The sequence below is a fragment of the Streptomyces sp. CB02056 genome (genome assembly GCF_001905545.1).
Classification (GTDB): domain Bacteria; phylum Actinomycetota; class Actinomycetes; order Streptomycetales; family Streptomycetaceae; genus Kitasatospora.
The window spans coordinates 405762-422898 of the sequence record NZ_LIPD01000003.1; the positions used below are offsets into that span (position 1 = coordinate 405762).

General features: G+C 75.1%; 17 protein-coding genes. 5 read left to right on the forward strand and 12 right to left on the reverse strand.

Annotated features, from left to right (window positions below):
• Positions 1 to 106: 106 nt before the first annotated feature.
• Genes AMK13_RS09190 through nth form a run of 3 tightly spaced genes read right to left on the reverse strand, consistent with a single transcriptional unit; the run spans position 107 to position 3004 of the window.
• Positions 107 to 1294 carry a MarP family serine protease gene (locus AMK13_RS09190; RefSeq protein ID WP_049652148.1) on the reverse strand — a complete coding sequence of 396 codons (1188 nt, stop codon included), beginning with the start codon at positions 1292 to 1294 and terminating at the stop codon, positions 107 to 109.
• 46 nt (positions 1295 to 1340) lie between these two features.
• Positions 1341 to 2114, reverse strand: a complete 774-nt coding sequence (locus AMK13_RS09195; RefSeq protein ID WP_049652149.1) for an NUDIX hydrolase — start codon at positions 2112 to 2114, stop codon at positions 1341 to 1343.
• On the reverse strand, positions 2111 to 3004 hold the full coding sequence (gene nth / locus AMK13_RS09200; protein WP_079271969.1) for an endonuclease III: 894 nt from the start codon (positions 3002 to 3004) through the stop codon (positions 2111 to 2113). The genes AMK13_RS09195 and nth overlap by 4 nt, the downstream gene beginning before the upstream one ends.
• A 123-nt stretch (positions 3005 to 3127) precedes the next feature.
• Between nth and AMK13_RS09205 the strand changes: the two genes are divergently transcribed.
• Entirely contained in the window at positions 3128 to 3760 is a 633-nt protein-coding gene (locus AMK13_RS09205) for a response regulator transcription factor (protein WP_074001786.1), read from the forward strand.
• A gap of 218 nt (positions 3761 to 3978) precedes the next feature.
• Positions 3979 to 6519 (forward strand): FtsX-like permease family protein, encoded by a 2541-nt coding sequence (locus AMK13_RS09210; RefSeq protein ID WP_143204506.1) that lies wholly within the window; start codon positions 3979 to 3981, stop codon positions 6517 to 6519.
• Positions 6520 to 6563: 44 nt separating this feature from the next.
• On the opposite strand, the gene AMK13_RS09215 is transcribed toward AMK13_RS09210, so the two are convergent.
• From AMK13_RS09215 to AMK13_RS09225, 3 genes are all read right to left on the reverse strand, one after another.
• A complete protein-coding gene (locus AMK13_RS09215) occupies positions 6564 to 7697 on the reverse strand; it encodes a sensor histidine kinase (protein WP_158077681.1) in 1134 nt (377 codons plus the stop codon).
• Positions 7698 to 7963: 266 nt separating this feature from the next.
• Entirely contained in the window at positions 7964 to 8464 is a 501-nt protein-coding gene (locus AMK13_RS09220) for a MarR family winged helix-turn-helix transcriptional regulator (RefSeq protein WP_049659810.1), read from the reverse strand.
• 51 nt (positions 8465 to 8515) lie between these two features.
• Positions 8516 to 10156, reverse strand: a complete 1641-nt coding sequence (locus AMK13_RS09225) for an FUSC family protein (RefSeq protein WP_074001789.1) — start codon at positions 10154 to 10156, stop codon at positions 8516 to 8518.
• 309 nt (positions 10157 to 10465) lie between these two features.
• On the opposite strand from AMK13_RS09225, the gene AMK13_RS09230 reads away from it, so the two are divergent.
• The gene (locus AMK13_RS09230) at positions 10466 to 11140 is read left to right on the forward strand and encodes a Crp/Fnr family transcriptional regulator (protein WP_030288117.1); all 675 of its coding nucleotides are present in this window, start codon (positions 10466 to 10468) and stop codon (positions 11138 to 11140) included.
• An 83-nt stretch (positions 11141 to 11223) separates the two neighbouring features.
• On the opposite strand, the gene AMK13_RS09235 is transcribed toward AMK13_RS09230, so the two are convergent.
• The 5 genes from AMK13_RS09235 to AMK13_RS41760 form a co-directional block, all read right to left on the reverse strand.
• Positions 11224 to 12057 carry an MBL fold metallo-hydrolase gene (locus AMK13_RS09235; RefSeq protein ID WP_049656840.1) on the reverse strand — a complete coding sequence of 278 codons (834 nt, stop codon included), beginning with the start codon at positions 12055 to 12057 and terminating at the stop codon, positions 11224 to 11226.
• Entirely contained in the window at positions 12054 to 12227 is a 174-nt protein-coding gene (locus AMK13_RS43405) for a hypothetical protein (RefSeq protein WP_158077682.1), read from the reverse strand. Before AMK13_RS43405 ends, AMK13_RS09235 begins: the two co-directional genes overlap by 4 nt.
• Positions 12228 to 12371: 144 nt before the next feature.
• Positions 12372 to 13238, reverse strand: coding sequence for an NUDIX hydrolase (locus AMK13_RS09240; protein WP_074001790.1), 867 nt, complete (start codon positions 13236 to 13238; stop codon positions 12372 to 12374).
• Between the two features lie 115 nt (positions 13239 to 13353).
• Positions 13354 to 13821: a RidA family protein gene (locus tag AMK13_RS09245; RefSeq protein ID WP_049656835.1), complete on the reverse strand. Its 468-nt coding sequence runs from the start codon at positions 13819 to 13821 to the stop codon at positions 13354 to 13356.
• On the reverse strand, positions 13818 to 13976 hold the full coding sequence (locus tag AMK13_RS41760; RefSeq protein WP_094743074.1) for a DUF4177 domain-containing protein: 159 nt from the start codon (positions 13974 to 13976) through the stop codon (positions 13818 to 13820). Before AMK13_RS41760 ends, AMK13_RS09245 begins: the two co-directional genes overlap by 4 nt.
• 212 nt (positions 13977 to 14188) lie before the next feature.
• Between AMK13_RS41760 and AMK13_RS09250 the strand changes: the two genes are divergently transcribed.
• Both AMK13_RS09250 and AMK13_RS09255 read left to right on the forward strand, forming a co-directional pair.
• Positions 14189 to 15262 (forward strand): ArsA-related P-loop ATPase, encoded by a 1074-nt coding sequence (locus AMK13_RS09250; RefSeq protein ID WP_074001791.1) that lies wholly within the window; start codon positions 14189 to 14191, stop codon positions 15260 to 15262.
• Positions 15259 to 16428 (forward strand): ArsA family ATPase, encoded by a 1170-nt coding sequence (locus tag AMK13_RS09255; protein WP_074001792.1) that lies wholly within the window; start codon positions 15259 to 15261, stop codon positions 16426 to 16428. Before AMK13_RS09250 ends, AMK13_RS09255 begins: the two co-directional genes overlap by 4 nt.
• Positions 16429 to 16555: 127 nt before the next feature.
• On the opposite strand, the gene AMK13_RS09260 is transcribed toward AMK13_RS09255, so the two are convergent.
• Positions 16556 to 16879, reverse strand: coding sequence for a WhiB family transcriptional regulator (locus AMK13_RS09260; protein ID WP_030240986.1), 324 nt, complete (start codon positions 16877 to 16879; stop codon positions 16556 to 16558).
• Positions 16880 to 17137 lie beyond the last annotated feature (258 nt).

The window sequence follows — 17137 nt, forward strand, 5'->3', positions numbered from 1 at the left end:
TTGAGCCGAACGGGTGAGCGCGGCCGAGGCTACCAGGGCCGTCTGACGGAGCGACGGATATCGGCCGCTCCGGCCCGGCGCGACTCCCCCGGGCTCCGGCCCCCGGTCAGAGCGCGCAGCCCTGGGTGTCCACCCGGGCGGTCGCGGCGCCGCCCTGCACGGCGTCCTCGCGCACCTCGGCCGCGGTCAGCACGTAGCCGGTGTCCGCGCTGTCCAGGGACTTGGCGAAGACCACGCCGTACACCTCGCCGTCCGGGGTGAGCAGCGGTCCGCCGCTGTTGCCCTGCCGGACCAGCGAACGCACCGAGTAGACGTCGCGGACCACCTGGCCGCGGTGGTAGATGTCCGGGCCGTTGGCCTGGATCCGGCCGCGGATGCGGGCCGGCTGGACGTTGAAGGCGCCGTTCTCCGGGAAGCCGGCCACGATCGCGCTGTCGTTGGTCCTGGCCTCGCCCGCGAAGGCCAGCGGGGGCGCGTTCAGCTTGGGCACGTCCAGGACGGCGATGTCGCGCTGCCAGTCGTAGCGGACCACCGTCGCGTCGTACAGCTGGCCGACGCCGCCGATCTGCACGGTCGGCTCGTTGACCCCGCCGACCACGTGGGCGTTGGTCATCACCCGGTGCGGGGCGAAGACGAAGCCGCTGCCCTCCAGGGTCTTGCCGCAGGAGGTCGCCGTGCCGACCACCTTGACCAGGCTCTGCCGGGCCCGCGCCACCGCCGGGCTGCCGGCCAGCGCGGGGTCGGGGCTGTCGACCTGGGTGATCGGCTCGTGCTCGAAGGGGTTGAAGACCTGCGGGAAGCCGTTGCGGGCGAGCACCTTGGAGAAGTCCGAGAACCAGTTCGGCGCGTCGTCGGGCAGCGCGTTCTGCACCCCGCCGAGGACCGCCGAGGACCGGACCTGCTTGGAGACCGTCGGGAGCGACGCCCCGGCCAGCGCCGAACCGATCAGCCAGGCCACCAGCAGCATCGAGACGACGTTCACCACCGCGCCGCCGCTCGCGTCCAGCACCCGGGCCGGGCGGCGCCCGATGTGCCCGCGCAGCTTCCAGCCGAAGTGCGCGGTGACCGCCTGGCCGATCGCGGCGAGGACGATCACCACCACCACGGCCACCACCGAGGCCGTCGTGCCGGGGCCGATGTGGTCGAGCAGCAGCAGCGGCAGCAGCTCGACGGCGAGCAGGCCGCCGCCGAGGAAGCCGACCAGTGAGAGCACGCCGACCACGAAGCCCTGCCGGTAGCCCGACACGGCGAATGCCACGGCCGCGGCGATCAGCAGCACATCCAGGACGTTCACTCGGACACCCTCCCACGGCCCGCGCGCCGGACGCGCCGGCGGCCCGTCACGAAGCGTCGGCGTCGCCGCCCGGCAGCACCCGGGAGTGTTCGAGGTCGCCCTGGACCAGGGCCAGCGCCTCGTCCGACAGGTCGACGACCTTGGACGGGTCCCAGGGCAGCTCCAGGCCGCTGTGGTGCAGCACCCGGTCGATCACCCCGGCGGTGAAGCCCCAGACCAGCCGCCCGGCGACCGCGAAGGCGGGCCCGACATGCCCGGACGGATGGCGCAGCCGCACCCGGTTCTCCGGGTCCGCCAGCTCCGCGACGGTGACCCGGAACACCGCGCCGGTCTCCGCCGCGTCCACCGGGCGCACCGGCGACTCCTCGCGCCACCAGCCGAGCACCGGGGTCACCACGAAGCTGCTCACCGGGATGTACAGCCGGGGCAGCTCCGCGAACACCTGCACCCCGGCCGGGTCCAGGCCGGTCTCCTCCCAGGCCTCGCGCAGCGCCGCCGCGATCGGGCCCGGGCCATTCGGGTCGCCGTCCTCCGGGTCCAGCGCGCCGCCCGGGAAGGACGGCTGCCCGGCGTGCGAGCGCAGCGAGCGGGCCCGCTCGATCAGCAGCAGGTCCGGGCCCTGCGGCCCCTCGCCGAACAGCATCAGCACGGCCGCCGGACGGCCGCCCTCGGCCGGCGGCAGGAACCGGCTCAGCTGCTCCGGCATCACCCGCTCGGCCGCCTCCCGGACCGGCTCCAGCCAGGCCGGCAGCCCGTCCAGCTCGATGCCCCGCGCGACTCCCCCGGCCTCCGGCCCGGGGTGCCCGCACCGCCCGCTCACGCGTCCACCGCCAGGTCCGCGACCTGTCCGTGGTGGACGGCGGCGTCCGCACGGGCGGCCGCCTCCCCGGGGAAGTCGGCCGGCGGCCGCAGCCGCTGCCCGGGCTGGCCGCCCATCTCGTACTTCAACAGCTTGCGTGCCTTCTCCGGGTCGGTCTCCCCCTCGCCGTACGAGGGGCAGAGCGGCGCGATCGGGCAGGCGCCGCAGGCGGGCTTCTGGGAGTGGCAGATCCGGCGGCCGTGGAAGACCACCCGGTGCGAGAGCATCGTCCACTCCGACTTCGGGAAGATCTCGGCGACGGCCGCCTCGACCTTCACCGGGTCGTCCTCGGTGGTCCAGGCGAACCGGCGGGCCAGCCGCCCGAAGTGGGTGTCCACGGTGATGCCGGGGACCCCGAAGGCGTTGCCGAGGACGACGTTGGCGGTCTTGCGGCCGACTCCGGGCAGGGTCACCAGGTCGGCCAGCCGACCGGGGACCTCGCCGCCGAACTCGTCGCGCAGCGCTATCGACAGGCCGATGAGCGACTTCGCCTTGTTCCGGAAGAATCCGGTCGGGCGGATGACCTCCTCCAGCTCCTCCGGGTTCGCCGCCGCCATGTCCTCCGGCGTCGGGTACTTCGCGAACAGCGCCGGGGTGGTCTGGTTCACCCGGAGGTCGGTGGTCTGCGCCGACAGCACGGTGGCCACCAGCAGTTGGAAGGGGTTCTCGAAGTCCAGCTCCGGGTGCGCGTACGGGTACAACTCCGCCAGCTCGCGGTTGATCCGCCGGGCCCGCCGCACCATCGCCAGGTGCGATTCCGGCTTCCTCGGCTTCACCGCCGCCGTCTTCACCGCCGCCGTCCCCGCCACCGGCTTCTTCGCCACGGCCTTCCGGACCTTGCTCTCTGCCATGCACGAAGGCTACGCCGACCGGAGGACCGCTCGGGGCCGATCAAGCACGGAAACCCGCCCTGGCAAGGCCTGTTGTCTAATGAACTCCGCCCGTGGCCGTCACCTGACAGGGGGAGTGTGCGGATGATCAGGGTCCTGCTGGCAGAGGACATGAGCATGGTGCGCGGCGCGCTGATGGCCCTCCTCGCGTACGAGGAGGACCTGGAGGTCGTCGCCGACGTGGAGCGCGGGGACCAGGTGGTGCCGACCGCCCTGGAGGTGCGCCCGGACGTCGCGGTGCTCGACATCGACCTGCCCGGACTGGACGGGCTGCGGGCGGCCGCCGAACTGTACGAGAAGCTCCCCGGCTGCCGGACGCTGGTCCTCACCGGACTGGTGCGACCCGCCCACCTGCGCGCCGCGCTCTCCGCCCGTGCGCTCGGGTTCCTCGGGAAGGACGCCCCGGCCCGGGAGCTGGCCGCGGCGATCCGCAAGGTGGCCGCCGGTGAGCGCGTCGTCGACCCGGAGCTGGCGCTGGCCGCCCTGGACACCCGGGAGAACCCGCTGACGCCCCGGGAGTCGGAGGTCCTGCGGCTCGCGGCGCGGGGGGACTGCGTCAGCGAGATCGCCGCCCGGCTGTTCGTCTCGACGGGCACCGCGCGCAACCACCTGGCCGCCGCGGTGGCCAAGACCGGGGGCCGCGGCCGGGTCGACGCGATCCGGATCGCCGAGGAGATGGGCTGGCTGCCGACGGTGGGTCCGGATCGTTCCCGGTGATCCGCCGACCCGGAGGCGTCGGGTCACCGGATCACCGGGTCCACGGGGCGACGGGTCGACGGGTCGACGGACCGTGCGTTTCCCATGGATCCGGCCGTGGACGGCCCACGGCGCGGCTCACCGAGGCCTTCCTTCGTCGACGAAGGGAATTCCGTCCGAAGCGCCCGGAGCTAGGCTCGCGATGTCATCGAGGGCGTACCGGCGGGGGGCTGAGCCACGTGTTGAAGCTGGCCTGGCGGACGGTACGGGCCCGGAAGGCGGGCTTCGCCGGAGCCTTCACCGCGCTCCTCTGCGCCCTGGTCCTGACCACCGCCTGCGGGGTCCTGCTGGAGTCCGGCCTGCGCGCGGGCACGCCGACCGAACGGTACGCCGCGGCCCCGCTCGTGATCGGCCACGGCCATCGCCTCCCGGACGCCGGACCGCTGACCGGCGCACTCGCCGAACTGCCCGGCGTCTCGGCCGCCCTCCCCGAGCTCTCCTTCCCGGCGGCCGTGGCCACCGCCGACGGGCGGGTCCTGTCCGGACCGCAGGGCGGCCCCTCGCTCGGGCACTCCTGGACGAGCGCCGCCCTCGCCCCGTTCCGGCTGGCCTCCGGCCGCGCCCCGGCCGGACCGGACGAGGTGGTCCTCGACACCGCGACGGCCGCCCGCGCCGGGATCGCGCCCGGCGGCACCGTACGGCTGGCCACCACCGGGGCGCCGCGCGACTACACCGTGTCCGGACTGGCCGCGCCGCCACGGGAGTTGTCCCGCCAGAGCGCGCTCTTCTTCAGCCCCGGGCAGGCCGCCCGGCTCGCCGGGACGACGACCGGCGCGGACGCGATCGGCATCACCGTCACGGAGGGGACCGACCTGCGGGCGCTGGCCGGGCAGGCCCGGCGGGCGCTCGCCGAGGCGCGGGCCCGCGACGGCGAGGCGGACTGGTCCGGGCCCCGGGTGCACACCGGCGACGAGCGCGGCGAGCTGGAGCTCACCGGCACGTCCGGGCCCGGGGACGCCCTCTCCTCGCTCGCCGGGACGATGGGCGTCCTGTCGCTGCTCGTCTCGACCTTCGTGGTGGCCGGGGCGCTCGCGCTCTCCGTCCAGCAGCGGCTGCGCGAGATGGCCCTGCTGCGGGCGGTCGGCGCCACCACCGGGCAGGTGCGGCGGATGATCGCGCTGGAGACGCTGCTGCTGACCCTCGCGGCCGCGGTCGGCGGCCTCCCGGCCGGGACCGGCCTCGCCGCACTGCTGCGGGGCGTACTGGTCGACCGCGGGGTGGTCGGCCCGGACGTGCCGCTGCACATCGGGCCGACCGCCCCACTGGTCGTCCTCGGCGGCACCGTCGTCACCGCCCAGCTGGCCGTCCGGGCCGCCGCGCGCCGGGCCTCCCGGGTCGAACCCACCCGGGCGCTGCGCGACGCCTCGGCGCCGCCGCCGCGGATCGGCCGGCTCCGTGCCGGCCTCGGGCTGGCGACGCTCGCCGTCTGCGGCGTGGTGCTGGCCCACTCGACGGGCGGCCGCGACGGGGCCGGTACGGCCGAGGGCATGGTGGTGCCGCTGCTGCTCGGGGTGGCCCTGCTCGGGCCGCTGATCGGCCGGGTCGCCGGTGTGGTGATCGGCGGGCCGGTGGGCCTGCTCTTCCCGGTCGCCGGGTTCCTCGCCTCCGCCTCCCTGCGGGCCCAGCCCCGCCGCTTCGCGGCCGCCGTCACCCCGCTGGTACTGGCGGTGGCCTTCAACGGCAGCATGCTGCTCGTCCCGGTCGTCAAGGCGCAGGCCGGCGCCGCCGAGGAGGGCCGGCGGCTGCGGGCCGACCACGTGGCCCAGGCGAGGGGCATCGGACTGCCGACGGAATTCACGGAAGCCGTCCGCGGGTTGCCCGGCGTCGCGGCGGCCGGCGGCCTGGTCCCCGGCTTCGTCATGGTGTCCTCGGGCTCCGCGGCGGACGGCGGCGGCGTCGCCGGGGCGGACGCCCGGATCGTGGACCCACAGGGGCTGGAACAGCTGCTCGACCCCGGGGTGACAGCCGGCTCGCTGGACCGGCTGCGCGGCGAGAGCATCGCCCTGGGGCAGCGGACGGCCTCCCGCCTCAAGGTCGGCGTCGGCGCCCCGGTCCGGATCCGCTGGGATGACGGCAGCGACAGCACCGCCACGGTGGCGGCCGTCTACGAGCGCGAGGACCGCTTCGCCGACGCGTTGCTGCCCACCGGATTCGCCGCCGCCCACCTGCCGGACCTGCTCGCGGCGACCGTACTGGTCCGCACCGCCCCCGGCGCCGACCCCGGGCAGGTGACCCGGGAACTCCAGGGACTCACCCCGGCCTACCCGATGGCCCGGATCAGCGACCGGGCCGACTACGACGCGGCACGCCGGCACCAGCAGGAGGCGGCCACCGCGGTGGCCCGGCTGCTGCTCGGCGTCATCAGCCTGTTCACCGCCGTCTCCGTCGTCAACACCATGGTGATGGCCACGTCCGAACGGCTGCGCGAGTTCGCGCTGCTGCGAATGGTGGGGACCACGCGCCGCCAGGTGCTGCGGATGATGGCCTGGGAGGGCGGGATCACGGTCGCCGTGGCGCTCCTCCTCGGCGCGGCGGTCACCGCCGCCGTCCTGGTCCCGGTCGGCCTGGCGCTCGGCGGCCCGGCCTGGCCCGCGCCGCCCGGGAGTTGGGTGGCCGCGGTGCTGGGCGGGGCGGCGCTGCTGGGGGCGGGCACCGTCCTGCTGACCACCTGGCTGGCGCTGCGGCGGGAGCCGACCGAGGCGATGGGGATGCGCGAATAACCGGGCCGCGTGGACCTGTCGGCCGTACCGGGCAGGCGGACCGCTCAGGCGGCGCGGGCGGCCGACCGGGCGGGCGCGGCCTCGACGACGGCCGCGAGGCGGAACCAGCCCGCTCCGTCCCGCTCGGCGGTCAGCCGGCCGCCGACCGACCGCAGCCGCTCGGTGAGGTTCCCGATGCCGCGCCCGCCGCCCGGTTCGCGCGCTACGCCGCCGGGTTCGTCCGGACCTTCGCCCAACTCGCTTGGCACGTCGCCGGTTTCGTCCGGAACGCCGTCGTTGGAGACCACCAGGCGCACCGTGCCGAGGTCGTCCCGGCCCGCCCGGATCCCGCAGCGCCGGGCCGTGCTGTGCCGGAGCAGGTTGGTGACCGCCTCGCGCAGCACGGTGGCCAGCACCGCGTCGAGTTCGGGCCGCAGCCCCTCGCAGTCCAGGTCGGCCTCGACCTCGATCCCGGCCGCCCGCAGCGCCGCGACCGCCGAACGCGCCTCCCGCGCCAGGGACATCCGGACGTCGCCGCTGGAGAGCCGGCGGGTGTCCGCCATCGCCTGCCGCACCAGCGCCAGCACCTCGGCGAGCTCCGCGCGGGCCCGCTCCGGGTGCTCCACGGCCAGCCGCTCGACGAGCTGGCACTTCAGCGCCGCCACCGAGAGGCTGGAGCCGAGCAGGTCGTGCAGGTCGCGCGCGAAGCGCAGCCGCTCCCGGTCCACCGCGAGCTCGGCCAGCTCGGTCCGGGCCGCCCGCAACTCGGCGATCAGGTCGGCGAGTCGGGCCATCCCGTACACCACGATGCCACCCACGACGATGGACACCGACGCGTTGACGCACTGGCCGGTGTTCCCGCCCAGCGCCGCGCAGAGCGGGTACTGGGCGACCACCAGCGCGGCGGCCAGCGCCCAGGAGCGCGGCGCCGCGACGGTCAGCAGCACCGATCCGGCGAACGAACCCGGGATGCCGACCCACGTCCCGTCGAGGAGCAGGAAGGGCAGGTAGGTGAGCACCCCGTGGGCGACCAGGCTCCACGGCCACCAGCGCCGCGCCAGGCGCCACGGGCCGGCGTGCCCGATCTGGAAGCCGAGCAGGACCAACAGGAGGGCGACGGCGGGCAGTTGGTAGGCCAGACCGTCGTGGTTGCGGACCGTGGCCACCGCCGAGGCGGCACAGAAGCCGACGGCGGTCATGACCACGATGCCCCGGGTGAGCCGCGTGAGGGGGTCGGCCGAGCCGCCCGGGCGCTTCGGCCGGAGACGATCGCCGCCGGTTCGGTCCGCGCTGTGGCCCAAGGGGAGCTCCCGGTAGACGACTCGACACGCCGCACGCGACGTACGGAGCCCGCTTCGTACCCGACGCGCCCCCGTACACCGCACCGCGAGCATACGGTCCCACCGGAGCAGCGCCGTTGACGCTTCGTCGGAGTCCGTCGAGCCGGCAGCCGGGGCCCGTCGGCTCAGCCCGGGGTGCGGCCGATCGTCCCCTCCAGGCTGTTCAGCAGGCCGCTGAGGGCCTCGGCGAGCCGGTCCTGCTCGGCGGGGGTGAGGCCGGCCAGCAGGGCGCGGTCGTGGGCGACCAGCTCCTGGATCAGCCCGTCCACCAGGGTGCGGCCCTGCTCGGTGAGCGCGAGGTGGGCGACCCGGCGGTCCCGGTCGTCGGTGCGGCGGCTGACCAGGCCGCGCTCCTCCAGCAGCCGCAGCCGCTTGGTGACGGCCGCGCCGGAGGCGAAGCTCTCCCGGGCGAGCTGGGTGGGGGTCAGCTCGCGGTCGAGGCGGAGCAGGGCACCGAGGATGTCGAACTCGGCGCGGGTGAGGCCGGCCCGGGTGAGCGGGTCGGGGGTCTGCTGGAGCAGGGCGGCGCAGCGGTTGATCCGGCCGAGGACGGCGATCGGACCGGTGTCCAGCCCCGGGTAGGCCCGCTCCCACTGGCGCAGCACACCTGCGACGACGTCCTCCACGCGTGCTGCTCCCGTTCTGCGGCCTGCCGGTCGGCTTCGACCCTGTCGATCCTAGGCCGTGTCCGGTTGGTCCCCTCGGCCCCGGCGTTCCAGCAGGGCGGCCAGCAGGTGGTGGGCCCGCTGCTCGGTGGCGGCGGCGCGCTGGTGCGGGAGGGCGGGGCGGCGCCACTCGCCGGCGGCGGTGTCGGTGGCCTCGCGCAGTTCCAGCAGGGCGGCGGCGAGGCCGGTGCGGGCGGCGCGCGCTTCCGGGGCGCTCGCGGCGGAGACGGTGGAGACGGCGGCCAGGGCCCGGTGGCCGGCGGCCTCGGCTCCGGCCAGGGCGTGGGTCAGCCGGGTGGCGGTGCGGCGGTTGGTGACCAGCAGGCAGGCCGCGAGACCGGTGAGCGCGCCGACGCAGGTGTCCAGCCAGCGGTCGGCGACCAGCGTCCCGGCCGGCTGCGGGCCCGCGAACTCCGTCATCAGCAGCGCCATCGGGGTCACGAAGACCGTCGCCAGCCAGTAGCTGCGGGCGATCGTCGCCTCGGCCCCGAACTGGCAGAGCAGCCCGAGCCCGATCAGCGCCACCGGGCCCGAGTGGGCGACGGGCAGCGCGGCGGTGAAGAGCAGCAGGCCGAGCAGGTTGCCCAGCACCCGCTGCAGCGCGCGCTGCCAGGACAGTGTGCTGTTGGCCTGGAACACCGAGGCGGCGGTGACCACCGCCCAGTACGGTCGGCCGACGCCGAGCGCCAGCGAGAGCCACCCGGCGGCGGCGCAGCCGACCGCGACGCGCAGCGCGATCGGCAGCAGCGCCGAGCCGGGTCGCAGCGCATGCCGCAGCGGCGGCCGGGGGCCGGGCCGGCGGGCGGCCGCGGCCTCCGTTTCCGCCGCCTCCGCCTCGGTGAGGTCGGGCGACGGCAGCGGGCGGCCGCGTCGGAGCTCGCGGGCCCGGTCGAGGTACCACCCGGCGTCCTCGGGCCGGGCCGGTCCGGCGAGCGCGGCCTCCGCGCGGACCAGCAGCCGCTCGGGCGCATCGCCGAGGGCGCGCCGCCGGGCCGGGGCGGAGAGCGCGAGGCTCTGCCGGGCCGCCTCGACCGCGCCGACCAGGGCGGTACGGGCGGCGGCGTCCGGCCGGCCGGGATCGCTCCGCAGCAGCCGGGCCGCGGCCTCCAGGGCACGGGCGGTGGCGATCCGCTCGGGCCCGTACGGGCGCACCAGGGCCGGGGCCATGCAGACCAGCCAGGCCAGTGCGGCGCCGAGCGCGGTGAGCGCCAGGTGCGGCGGGACCTCGCCGAGCCGCTGCGGGACGAAGGCGCAGCTGGAGGAGGTGAAGGTGATGATCAGACTGCCGGGCGGGCCGACCCGGGCGGCGTCGCAGAGCAGCTTGTGCAGGGCGGCGAGCACCGCCGCGACCGCGACCAGGACGGCGGCGTCGCGGGTCAGCGCGGCGGCGGTGAGGGCGGCACCGGTGCTGAGCACGGTCCCGAGCAACACGCCGACCAGCATCCGGGCCCGGGCCCGGTACGGCAGGCCGTGCCCGTACAGCGCGCCCAGGCCGCCGGCCGAGGTGTAGAGGGCGAGGTCGAGCCGGCCGAGGCCGAGCAGGGTGAGGTTGAGCGCGCCGAGGGTGACCACGGCGCTGAGGGCGGGCTTGTGCCAGCCGTCCCCGGCCGGACCGACCCGAAGTGCCTGGCGGAACTGGGCGGTGGTGACCATGCAAAAAGATTAACAGGTAATTTATCCGTGAAACATATGCCCGCGGTGCCGCACGCCGGACACCCGCACGGTGAGGGCGATTCCCTGTTCGAGTCGGACGGACAAGAGTTCGACCGACAGCCGCCGGAGGCCTCCCGTTCCCGGGCCCGACCCGTGGTCCGCCGGTACGAATGGCCCCGCACGGCACACCCCGACACACCCCCTCCTCATATGATCGGAGCGACATGCGCCATGCTTGGTGATGCAGAACACTGAACGGAACTTGCGCCGGACGGCCCACCCGCCGTACGGCCGAGAAGGAGGAAGCACGTGGACGACGTTCTGCGGCGCGCCGCACTCTTCGCGGCACTCGACGACGAACAGGCCGGCGAGCTGCGCGCTTCCATGACCGAGGTCACCCTCGCCCGTGGGGAGTCGCTGTTCCACGAGGGCGACCCGGGCGACCGGCTGTACGTCGTGGCGGAGGGCAAGGTCAAGCTGCACCGCGCCTCCCCGGACGGCCGCGAGAACATGCTCGCCGTGCTCGGCCCCAGCGAGATGATCGGCGAGCTGTCGCTGTTCGACCCGGGCCCGCGCACCGCGACCGCCAGCGCGCTGACCGAGGTCAAGCTGCTGGGCCTCGGCCACGGCGACCTCCAGCCCTGGCTGCACGCCCGCCCCGAGGTCTCCATCGCACTGCTGCGGGCCATCGCCCGCCGCCTGCGCCGCACCAACGACGTGATGTCCGACCTGGTCTTCTCCGACGTGCCCGGCCGCGTCGCCAAGGCCCTGCTGGACCTCTCCCGCCGGTTCGGCGTGCAGTCCGAGGAGGGCATCCACGTCGCCCACGACCTCACCCAGGAGGAGCTGGCCCAGCTGGTCGGCGCCTCCCGAGAGACGGTCAACAAGGCGCTCGCCGACTTCGCCGGCCGCGGCTGGCTGAAGCTGGAGGCCCGCGCGGTGGTCCTGCTGGACGTCGAGCGGCTGTCGCGCCGCTCGCGCTGACACCAGCGAACCCGCGAACGCGGAAGGGCCCGTCCGATCCGGACGGGCCCTACGCGTTCACCGGGCCCTACGCGTCCACCGGGTCAGTCGGCGCCCTGGATCAGCCCGTGCTCCTCCAGGTAGTCCAGCTGGGCCCGCACCGACAGCTCGGCGGCCGGCCAGAGCGCCCGGTCCACGTCGGCGTAGACCCGGGCCACCACCTCGGAGGCGCTCCGACAGCCCGCCTCGACCGCGGTCTCCACCTGGGCGAGCCGCGACGCCCGGTGGGCCAGGTAGTAGTCGACGGCGCCGAGCGCGTCCGCGAGCACCGGGCCGTGGCCCGGCAGCACGGTCCGCACGCCGTGCTGGGAGGCCATGGTGTGCAGGTGGCGCAGCGAGTCCAGGTAGTCGCCGAGCCGGCCGTCGGGGTGCGCGACCATCGTGGTGCCGCGGCCGAGCACGGTGTCGCCGGTGAGCACCGCGCCGTCGTCCGGCAGGTGGAAGGTCAGCGAGTCCGAGGTGTGCCCGGGGGTGGCCACCACCCGCAGGTCCAGGCCGCCGACGTCCAGGCGCTGGCCGCCGACCAGGCCCTCCGAGCCCAGCCGGTGCGCCGGGTCCAGGGCCCGTACCTCGCTCCCGGTCAGCTCGGCGAAGCGGGCCGCGCCCTCGGAATGGTCGGCGTGGCCGTGGGTGAGCAGGGTCAGCGCGATCCGCTTGCCCCGTTCCTCCGCGAGGTCGACCACCCGGCGCAGGTGCCCCTCGTGCAGCGGGCCCGGGTCGATCACCACCGCGAGGTCCGAGCCCGGCTCGGAGAGCAGCCAGGTGTTGGTGCCGTCCAGCGTCATCGGCGACGGGTTCGGTGCCAGCACGCACAGCGCCCGAGGGGTGGCCTCGCCGCCGACGGCGGCGGCGGGGTCGCCCGGCAGGAGTCCGCTCACCGACCGCCTCCGACGTGCCGGTGCAGGGCCCGCAACGGCAGCGCCCGGACGAGGGCGCGCTGCGCCACCTCGACGAACGGGACCTGGCTGTCGCAGGCGAGGTCACGGGGGTTCAGGCGGCGGGCGGGCAGCTCGGGTGCCGTCCGGCGAGCCACGTCGTCGTGGGTCATCGGGCGTCGGTCCTTTCTCTGCGTCGGTACGGCAAGGTCGGGTCGTGCGGGTCGTGCGGGTCGTGCAGGTCGTGCAGGTCGTGCAGGTCGTGCGGGTCGCGCCGGCCGTACGGCTCGTACGACCGGTCCCCGTCGGTGGAACGCTCAGGACCCCTCGGGGAACTCCCCGTCGATGGTCAGTTCCTCGTAGCCGGGCCAGCGGACCGTCAGCCGGTCGCCGCGGACCTCGGCCCGGCCCAGGACCGGCGCCAGCGGGCGGTCGGCGGCCGCGGCCAGGGCCTCGGCGGCGGTCCGTACCGACGACAGCTCGCGCAGCACCGTCACGGTCGGCGGCAGCATGCCGAAGCGGCCCTCCCGGTGGCCCCGCACCGCCTCGGCCGGGGTCAGCCAGGCGACCCGGTCGGCCTCGCCGACCTCCAGGGCCGCGCGCTGGCCGGCCGGCAGCGCGGCGACGAAGAACCAGGTGTCGTAGCGCCGTTCCTCGAACTCCGGCGTGATCCAGCGGGCCCAGCCGCCCAGCAGGTCGCTGCGCAGCACCAGCCCGTGGTCGCGGAGGAACTCGGCGAAGGACAGCTCGTGGGCCTCCAGCGCGGCCCGCTCGGCGGACCAGTCGCGCGGCGCGGCGACGCTGTCGGCGTCCGGGCCGGCCAGCAGCACGCCGGCCTCCTCGAAGGTCTCGCGGACGGCCGCGCAGACCACCGCCCGCGCCGTCCGGGCGTCCACCCCGAGCCGCCGGGCCCACTCCTCGGGCGACGGACCGGCCCAGCCCGGCTCGACCTCGGCGTCCCGCGGGTCCACCCCGCCGCCCGGGTAGGCGTACATCCCGGCCGCGAAGGCCATCGAGGTGCGCCTGCGCAGCAGGTAGGCCTCCGGCCCCTCGGCGGCGTCGCGCAGCAGCACGACGGTCGCGGCGGCCCTGGGCACCGGCGGGGTCACCGCGCCGGATTCGACCGCCCGGATCCGGGCGGGCCAGCCGGGCGGCATCGGCAGCGTCGTCGCTCGATGGTCCATGCCCGGATGCTAGGGCGTGCCCGACGATTCCCGCCAGGCTCACGAGTGGATCGGGCCCACCCGGACACCGCGGAGGCGGGGCCGGACGAGCCCGGCCCCGCCTCCGTGATCACGCTCAGGCGCTCTTGACCCGCACCAGGATCTCGACCTCGACCGGGGAGTCCAGCGGCAGCACCGCGACGCCGACGGCGCTGCGGGCGTGCACGCCCGCCTCGCCGAGCACCGCGCCGAGCAGCTCGCTGGCGCCGTTGACGACGGCCGGGACGCCGATGAAGTCGGGGGCGGCGGCGACGAAGCCGACGACCTTGACGACCTGCTCGACCTGGTCGAGGTCGCCGATCACCGACTTCACGGCGGCCAGGGCGTTCAGCGCGCAGATCCGCGCGAGGTCCTTGGCCTCCTCCGGGGACACCTCGGCACCGACCTTGCCGGTGCTCGGCAGCTTGCCGCCGACGACCGGGAGCTGGCCGGAGGTGAACACGAGGTCGCCGGTCCGCAGGGCCGGGACGTAGGCGGCGACCGGGGCGGCCACCTCCGGCAGGGTCAGGCCCAGCTCGGCGAGCTTCGACTCGACCTTGCTCATGCGTTCTTCTCCCGCTTGAAGTAGGCCACCAGCTGCTCCGGGTTCGGGCCGGGCACGACCTGGACGAGCTCCCAGCCGTCCTCGCCGAAGTTGTCCAGGATCTGCTTGGTCGCGTGCACCAGCAGGGGCGCCGTCATGTATTCCCACTTGGTCATGGCCAGACTCTAGACGAGCCGTCGCGGCGATCCGCGCCGCCCGCCGCGAGGCGTGTGAGGTGGGGCACAAACAGGGCATGATCCGGCCTGACGGCCCAGGTGCTCCGGGCATCCGGTGCGCTCCCTGGTTACCCTCGCGGGAGGGCACCCTGGCGAGGGGCACCCTCGTCAGGAGGGGACGCCCGTAGGACGGAGACGGACGGAGACGGAGCGTGGCACGCACCCCCGGCCAGGCGGCCCGGCGCGACCCCGACTGGGAGGGCGTCCGGCTGCACGTGGTCAGCGGCAAGGGCGGCACCGGGAAGACCACGCTGGCCGCGGCACTGGCCCTGGCCCTCGCCGCCGACGGCGGACGGGTGCTGCTGATCGAGGTCGAGGGCCGGCAGGGCGTCGCCGAGCTCTTCGGGATCGCCGCGCTCCCGTACGAGGAGCGCCGGATCGCCTCGGTCTCCCGCGCCCAGCTCGGGCTGCCGGCCGCGGAGGGCGGGCCCGGCGAGGTCTTCGCGCTGGCGATCGACACCGAGCTGGCGCTGCTGGAGTACCTGGAGATGTTCTACAAGCTCGGCCGGGCCGGGAAGGCGCTCCAGAAGGTCGGCTTCGTCGACTTCGCCACCACCATCGCGCCCGGCGTACGGGACGTCCTGCTCACCGGCAAGGCCTGCGAGGCGACCAGGCGCAAGGACCCGGACGGCCGGCGGCGCTACGACGCGGTGGTGATGGACGCCCCGCCGACCGGGCGGCTGACCCGGTTCCTGAACGTCAACGCCGAGGTCGCCGGGCTGGCCCGGATCGGCCCGATACACACCCAGGCGCAGGCCGTGATGCGGGTGCTGAAGTCGCCGGAGACCGCGGTGCACCTGGTCACCCTGCTGGAGGAGATGCCGGTGCAGGAGACGGTCGACGGCATCGAGGAGCTGCGCGAGGCGCGGCTCCCGGTGGGCGGGGTGATGGTCAACATGGTCCGGCCGCCGGTGCTGGACGCGGCGGCGGTGGCCGCGGTGGACGGGGACCACCGCGAGGAGGTCGCCCTGGCGCTCGGCGAGGCCGGACTCGGCGGCCGCACCCGCACCGGGGAGAAGGTCCGGGCGGCGGTGGAGCCGCTGCTCGACCCGCTGCTGGAGCAGGCCAGGGAGCACGCCGAGCGGGTCGAGCTGGAGCGCGCGCAGCGCGCCGACATCCAGCAGCTGCGGCTCCCGACGTACGAACTGCCGCTGCTGGGCGAGGGCGTGGACCTCGGCGGGCTGTACCGGCTGGCGGGCGAACTGAAGCGGCAGGGGGCGGCATGACCTCGAACGGGGTGCGGAGCACCGGACGGCGGCTCGCGGTGGACGAGCTGATCGACGACCCGAAGACCAGGATCATCGTCTGCTGCGGCTCCGGCGGCGTCGGCAAGACCACCACCGCCGCGGCCCTCGGCCTGCGGGCGGCCGAGCGCGGCCGCAAGGTCGTGGTGCTGACCATCGACCCGGCCCGCCGGCTCGCCCAGTCGATGGGCCTGACCGAGCTCGACAACACCCCCCGGGTGGTCAAGGGGGTGAACGGCACCGGCGAGCTCCAGGCCATGATGCTGGACATGAAGCGGACCTTCGACGAGGTCGTGCTGGCCCACGCCGAGCCCGAACGGGCCCGGGCGATCATGGAGAACCCCTTCTACCAGTCCCTGTCGGCCGGCTTCGCCGGCACCCAGGAGTACATGGCGATGGAGAAGCTCGGGCAGCTGCGCGGCGCCGAGGAGTGGGACCTGATCGTCGTGGACACCCCGCCGTCCCGCTCGGCGCTGGACTTCCTGGACGCGCCCAACCGGCTCGGGTCCTTCCTGGACGGCCGGGTGATCCGGATCCTCACCGCCCCGGCCAAGGTCGGCGGCCGCAGCGCGATGCGCTTCCTGAACGCCGGGATGGGCCTGCTCACCGGCACCCTGGGCAAGATCTTCGGTGCCCAGCTGCTCACCGACGTGCAGACCTTCGTCAGCGCGATGGACTCGATGTTCGGCGGCTTCCGGGAGCGCGCGGACCGCACGTACCAGCTGCTCAAGGCGCCGGGCACGGCGTTCCTGGTGGTGGCGGCGCCGGAGCGGGACGCGCTGCGCGAGGCGGCGTACTTCGTGGACCGGCTGGCCGCGGACCGGATGCCGCTGGCCGGGCTGGTGCTCAACCGGGTGCACGGCACGGGCGCACCGCAGCTCACCGCGGAACGGGCGCTGGCGGCCGCCGAGGCCCTGGAGGAGAACGGCTCGGAGCACGCCTCGCCCGAGGCCGAGCTGCTCGCGGCCGGGCTGCTGCGGCTGCACGCCGAGCGGATGCAGATCATGGGGCGCGAACGCCGTACCCGCGACCGCTTCGTCTCGGTGTACCCGGACGTGCCGATCGTGGAGGTGCCGGCGCTGCCGGGCGACGTGCACGACCTGGACGGGCTGCGGGCCATCGGGGACCGGCTCAACGGCGCGGTCTAGCCCGCGCGGTACCACCCGGTGCGGTCACCGACCCCGCGCGGTACAACCCGGCGCGGTCACCGGCCCTGCGCGGCACGGCCCCCCGTCCGCGGGGCCGACCGGCCCGGGCCGCGTGGTGCGGCCGGGCTCAGCCCGCCTGGGCGTAGTCCGTCAGTATCACCCCGGTCGCGAGGGACTCCTCGTACTCGGTGCGCGCCGTCTCCAGCAGCCTCCGCCACGAGATGACGGTCGGGCGGCGGCGCAGCAGCGCCCGGCGCTCGCGCTCCGTCATCCCGCCCCACACCCCGAACTCCACCCGGTTGTCCAGGGCGTCCGCGAGGCACTCGGTCCGGACGGGGCAGCCGCTGCACACCGCCTTCGCGCGGTTCTGTGCCGCCCCCTGGACGAACAGTTCGTCCGGATCACTCGTGCGGCAGGCGGCCTGCGCACTCCAGTCGTCAACCCAGCCCATGCCGGCGCCGTCCTCTCCCGTATCGAGGCTCCCCCACGGCGGCAACGGCATATTCACCGTTGCCAGTTGAGGACGTTACGGAAGAACGACAGCTTGCAACAGCCCCTTCGGGCTCAATCTCGAATGACCCAATTGGACTATGGGTGGCGATCAGCTCACTCGTTGGAGTGATCGCAGGTCGCACACCTTGCCAAGAGCGGAACCCCCACTCTCGCCACAGGAGTCGTCACTGAGTGCGACCGACCACACCGGCACAGC

What these genes read in the sequence shown, in the direction of transcription:
- AMK13_RS09245 (WP_049656835.1), bottom strand. Translation starts at nt 13,821, where the DNA reads ATGAGCAAGGTCGAGTCGAAGCTCGCCGAGCTGGGCCTGACCCTGCCG.
- AMK13_RS43405 (WP_158077682.1), bottom strand. Translation starts at nt 12,227, where the DNA reads ATGACCCACGACGACGTGGCTCGCCGGACGGCACCCGAGCTGCCCGCC.
- AMK13_RS09205 (WP_074001786.1), top strand. Translation starts at nt 3,128, where the DNA reads ATGATCAGGGTCCTGCTGGCAGAGGACATGAGCATGGTGCGCGGCGCG.
- AMK13_RS09215 (WP_158077681.1), bottom strand. Translation starts at nt 7,697, where the DNA reads ATGACCGCCGTCGGCTTCTGTGCCGCCTCGGCGGTGGCCACGGTCCGC.
- AMK13_RS09260 (WP_030240986.1), bottom strand. Translation starts at nt 16,879, where the DNA reads ATGGGCTGGGTTGACGACTGGAGTGCGCAGGCCGCCTGCCGCACGAGT.
- AMK13_RS41760 (WP_094743074.1), bottom strand. Translation starts at nt 13,976, where the DNA reads ATGACCAAGTGGGAATACATGACGGCGCCCCTGCTGGTGCACGCGACC.
- AMK13_RS09225 (WP_074001789.1), bottom strand. Translation starts at nt 10,156, where the DNA reads ATGGTCACCACCGCCCAGTTCCGCCAGGCACTTCGGGTCGGTCCGGCC.
- AMK13_RS09240 (WP_074001790.1), bottom strand. Translation starts at nt 13,238, where the DNA reads ATGGACCATCGAGCGACGACGCTGCCGATGCCGCCCGGCTGGCCCGCC.
- AMK13_RS09255 (WP_074001792.1), top strand. Translation starts at nt 15,259, where the DNA reads ATGACCTCGAACGGGGTGCGGAGCACCGGACGGCGGCTCGCGGTGGAC.
- nth (WP_079271969.1), bottom strand. Translation starts at nt 3,004, where the DNA reads ATGGCAGAGAGCAAGGTCCGGAAGGCCGTGGCGAAGAAGCCGGTGGCG.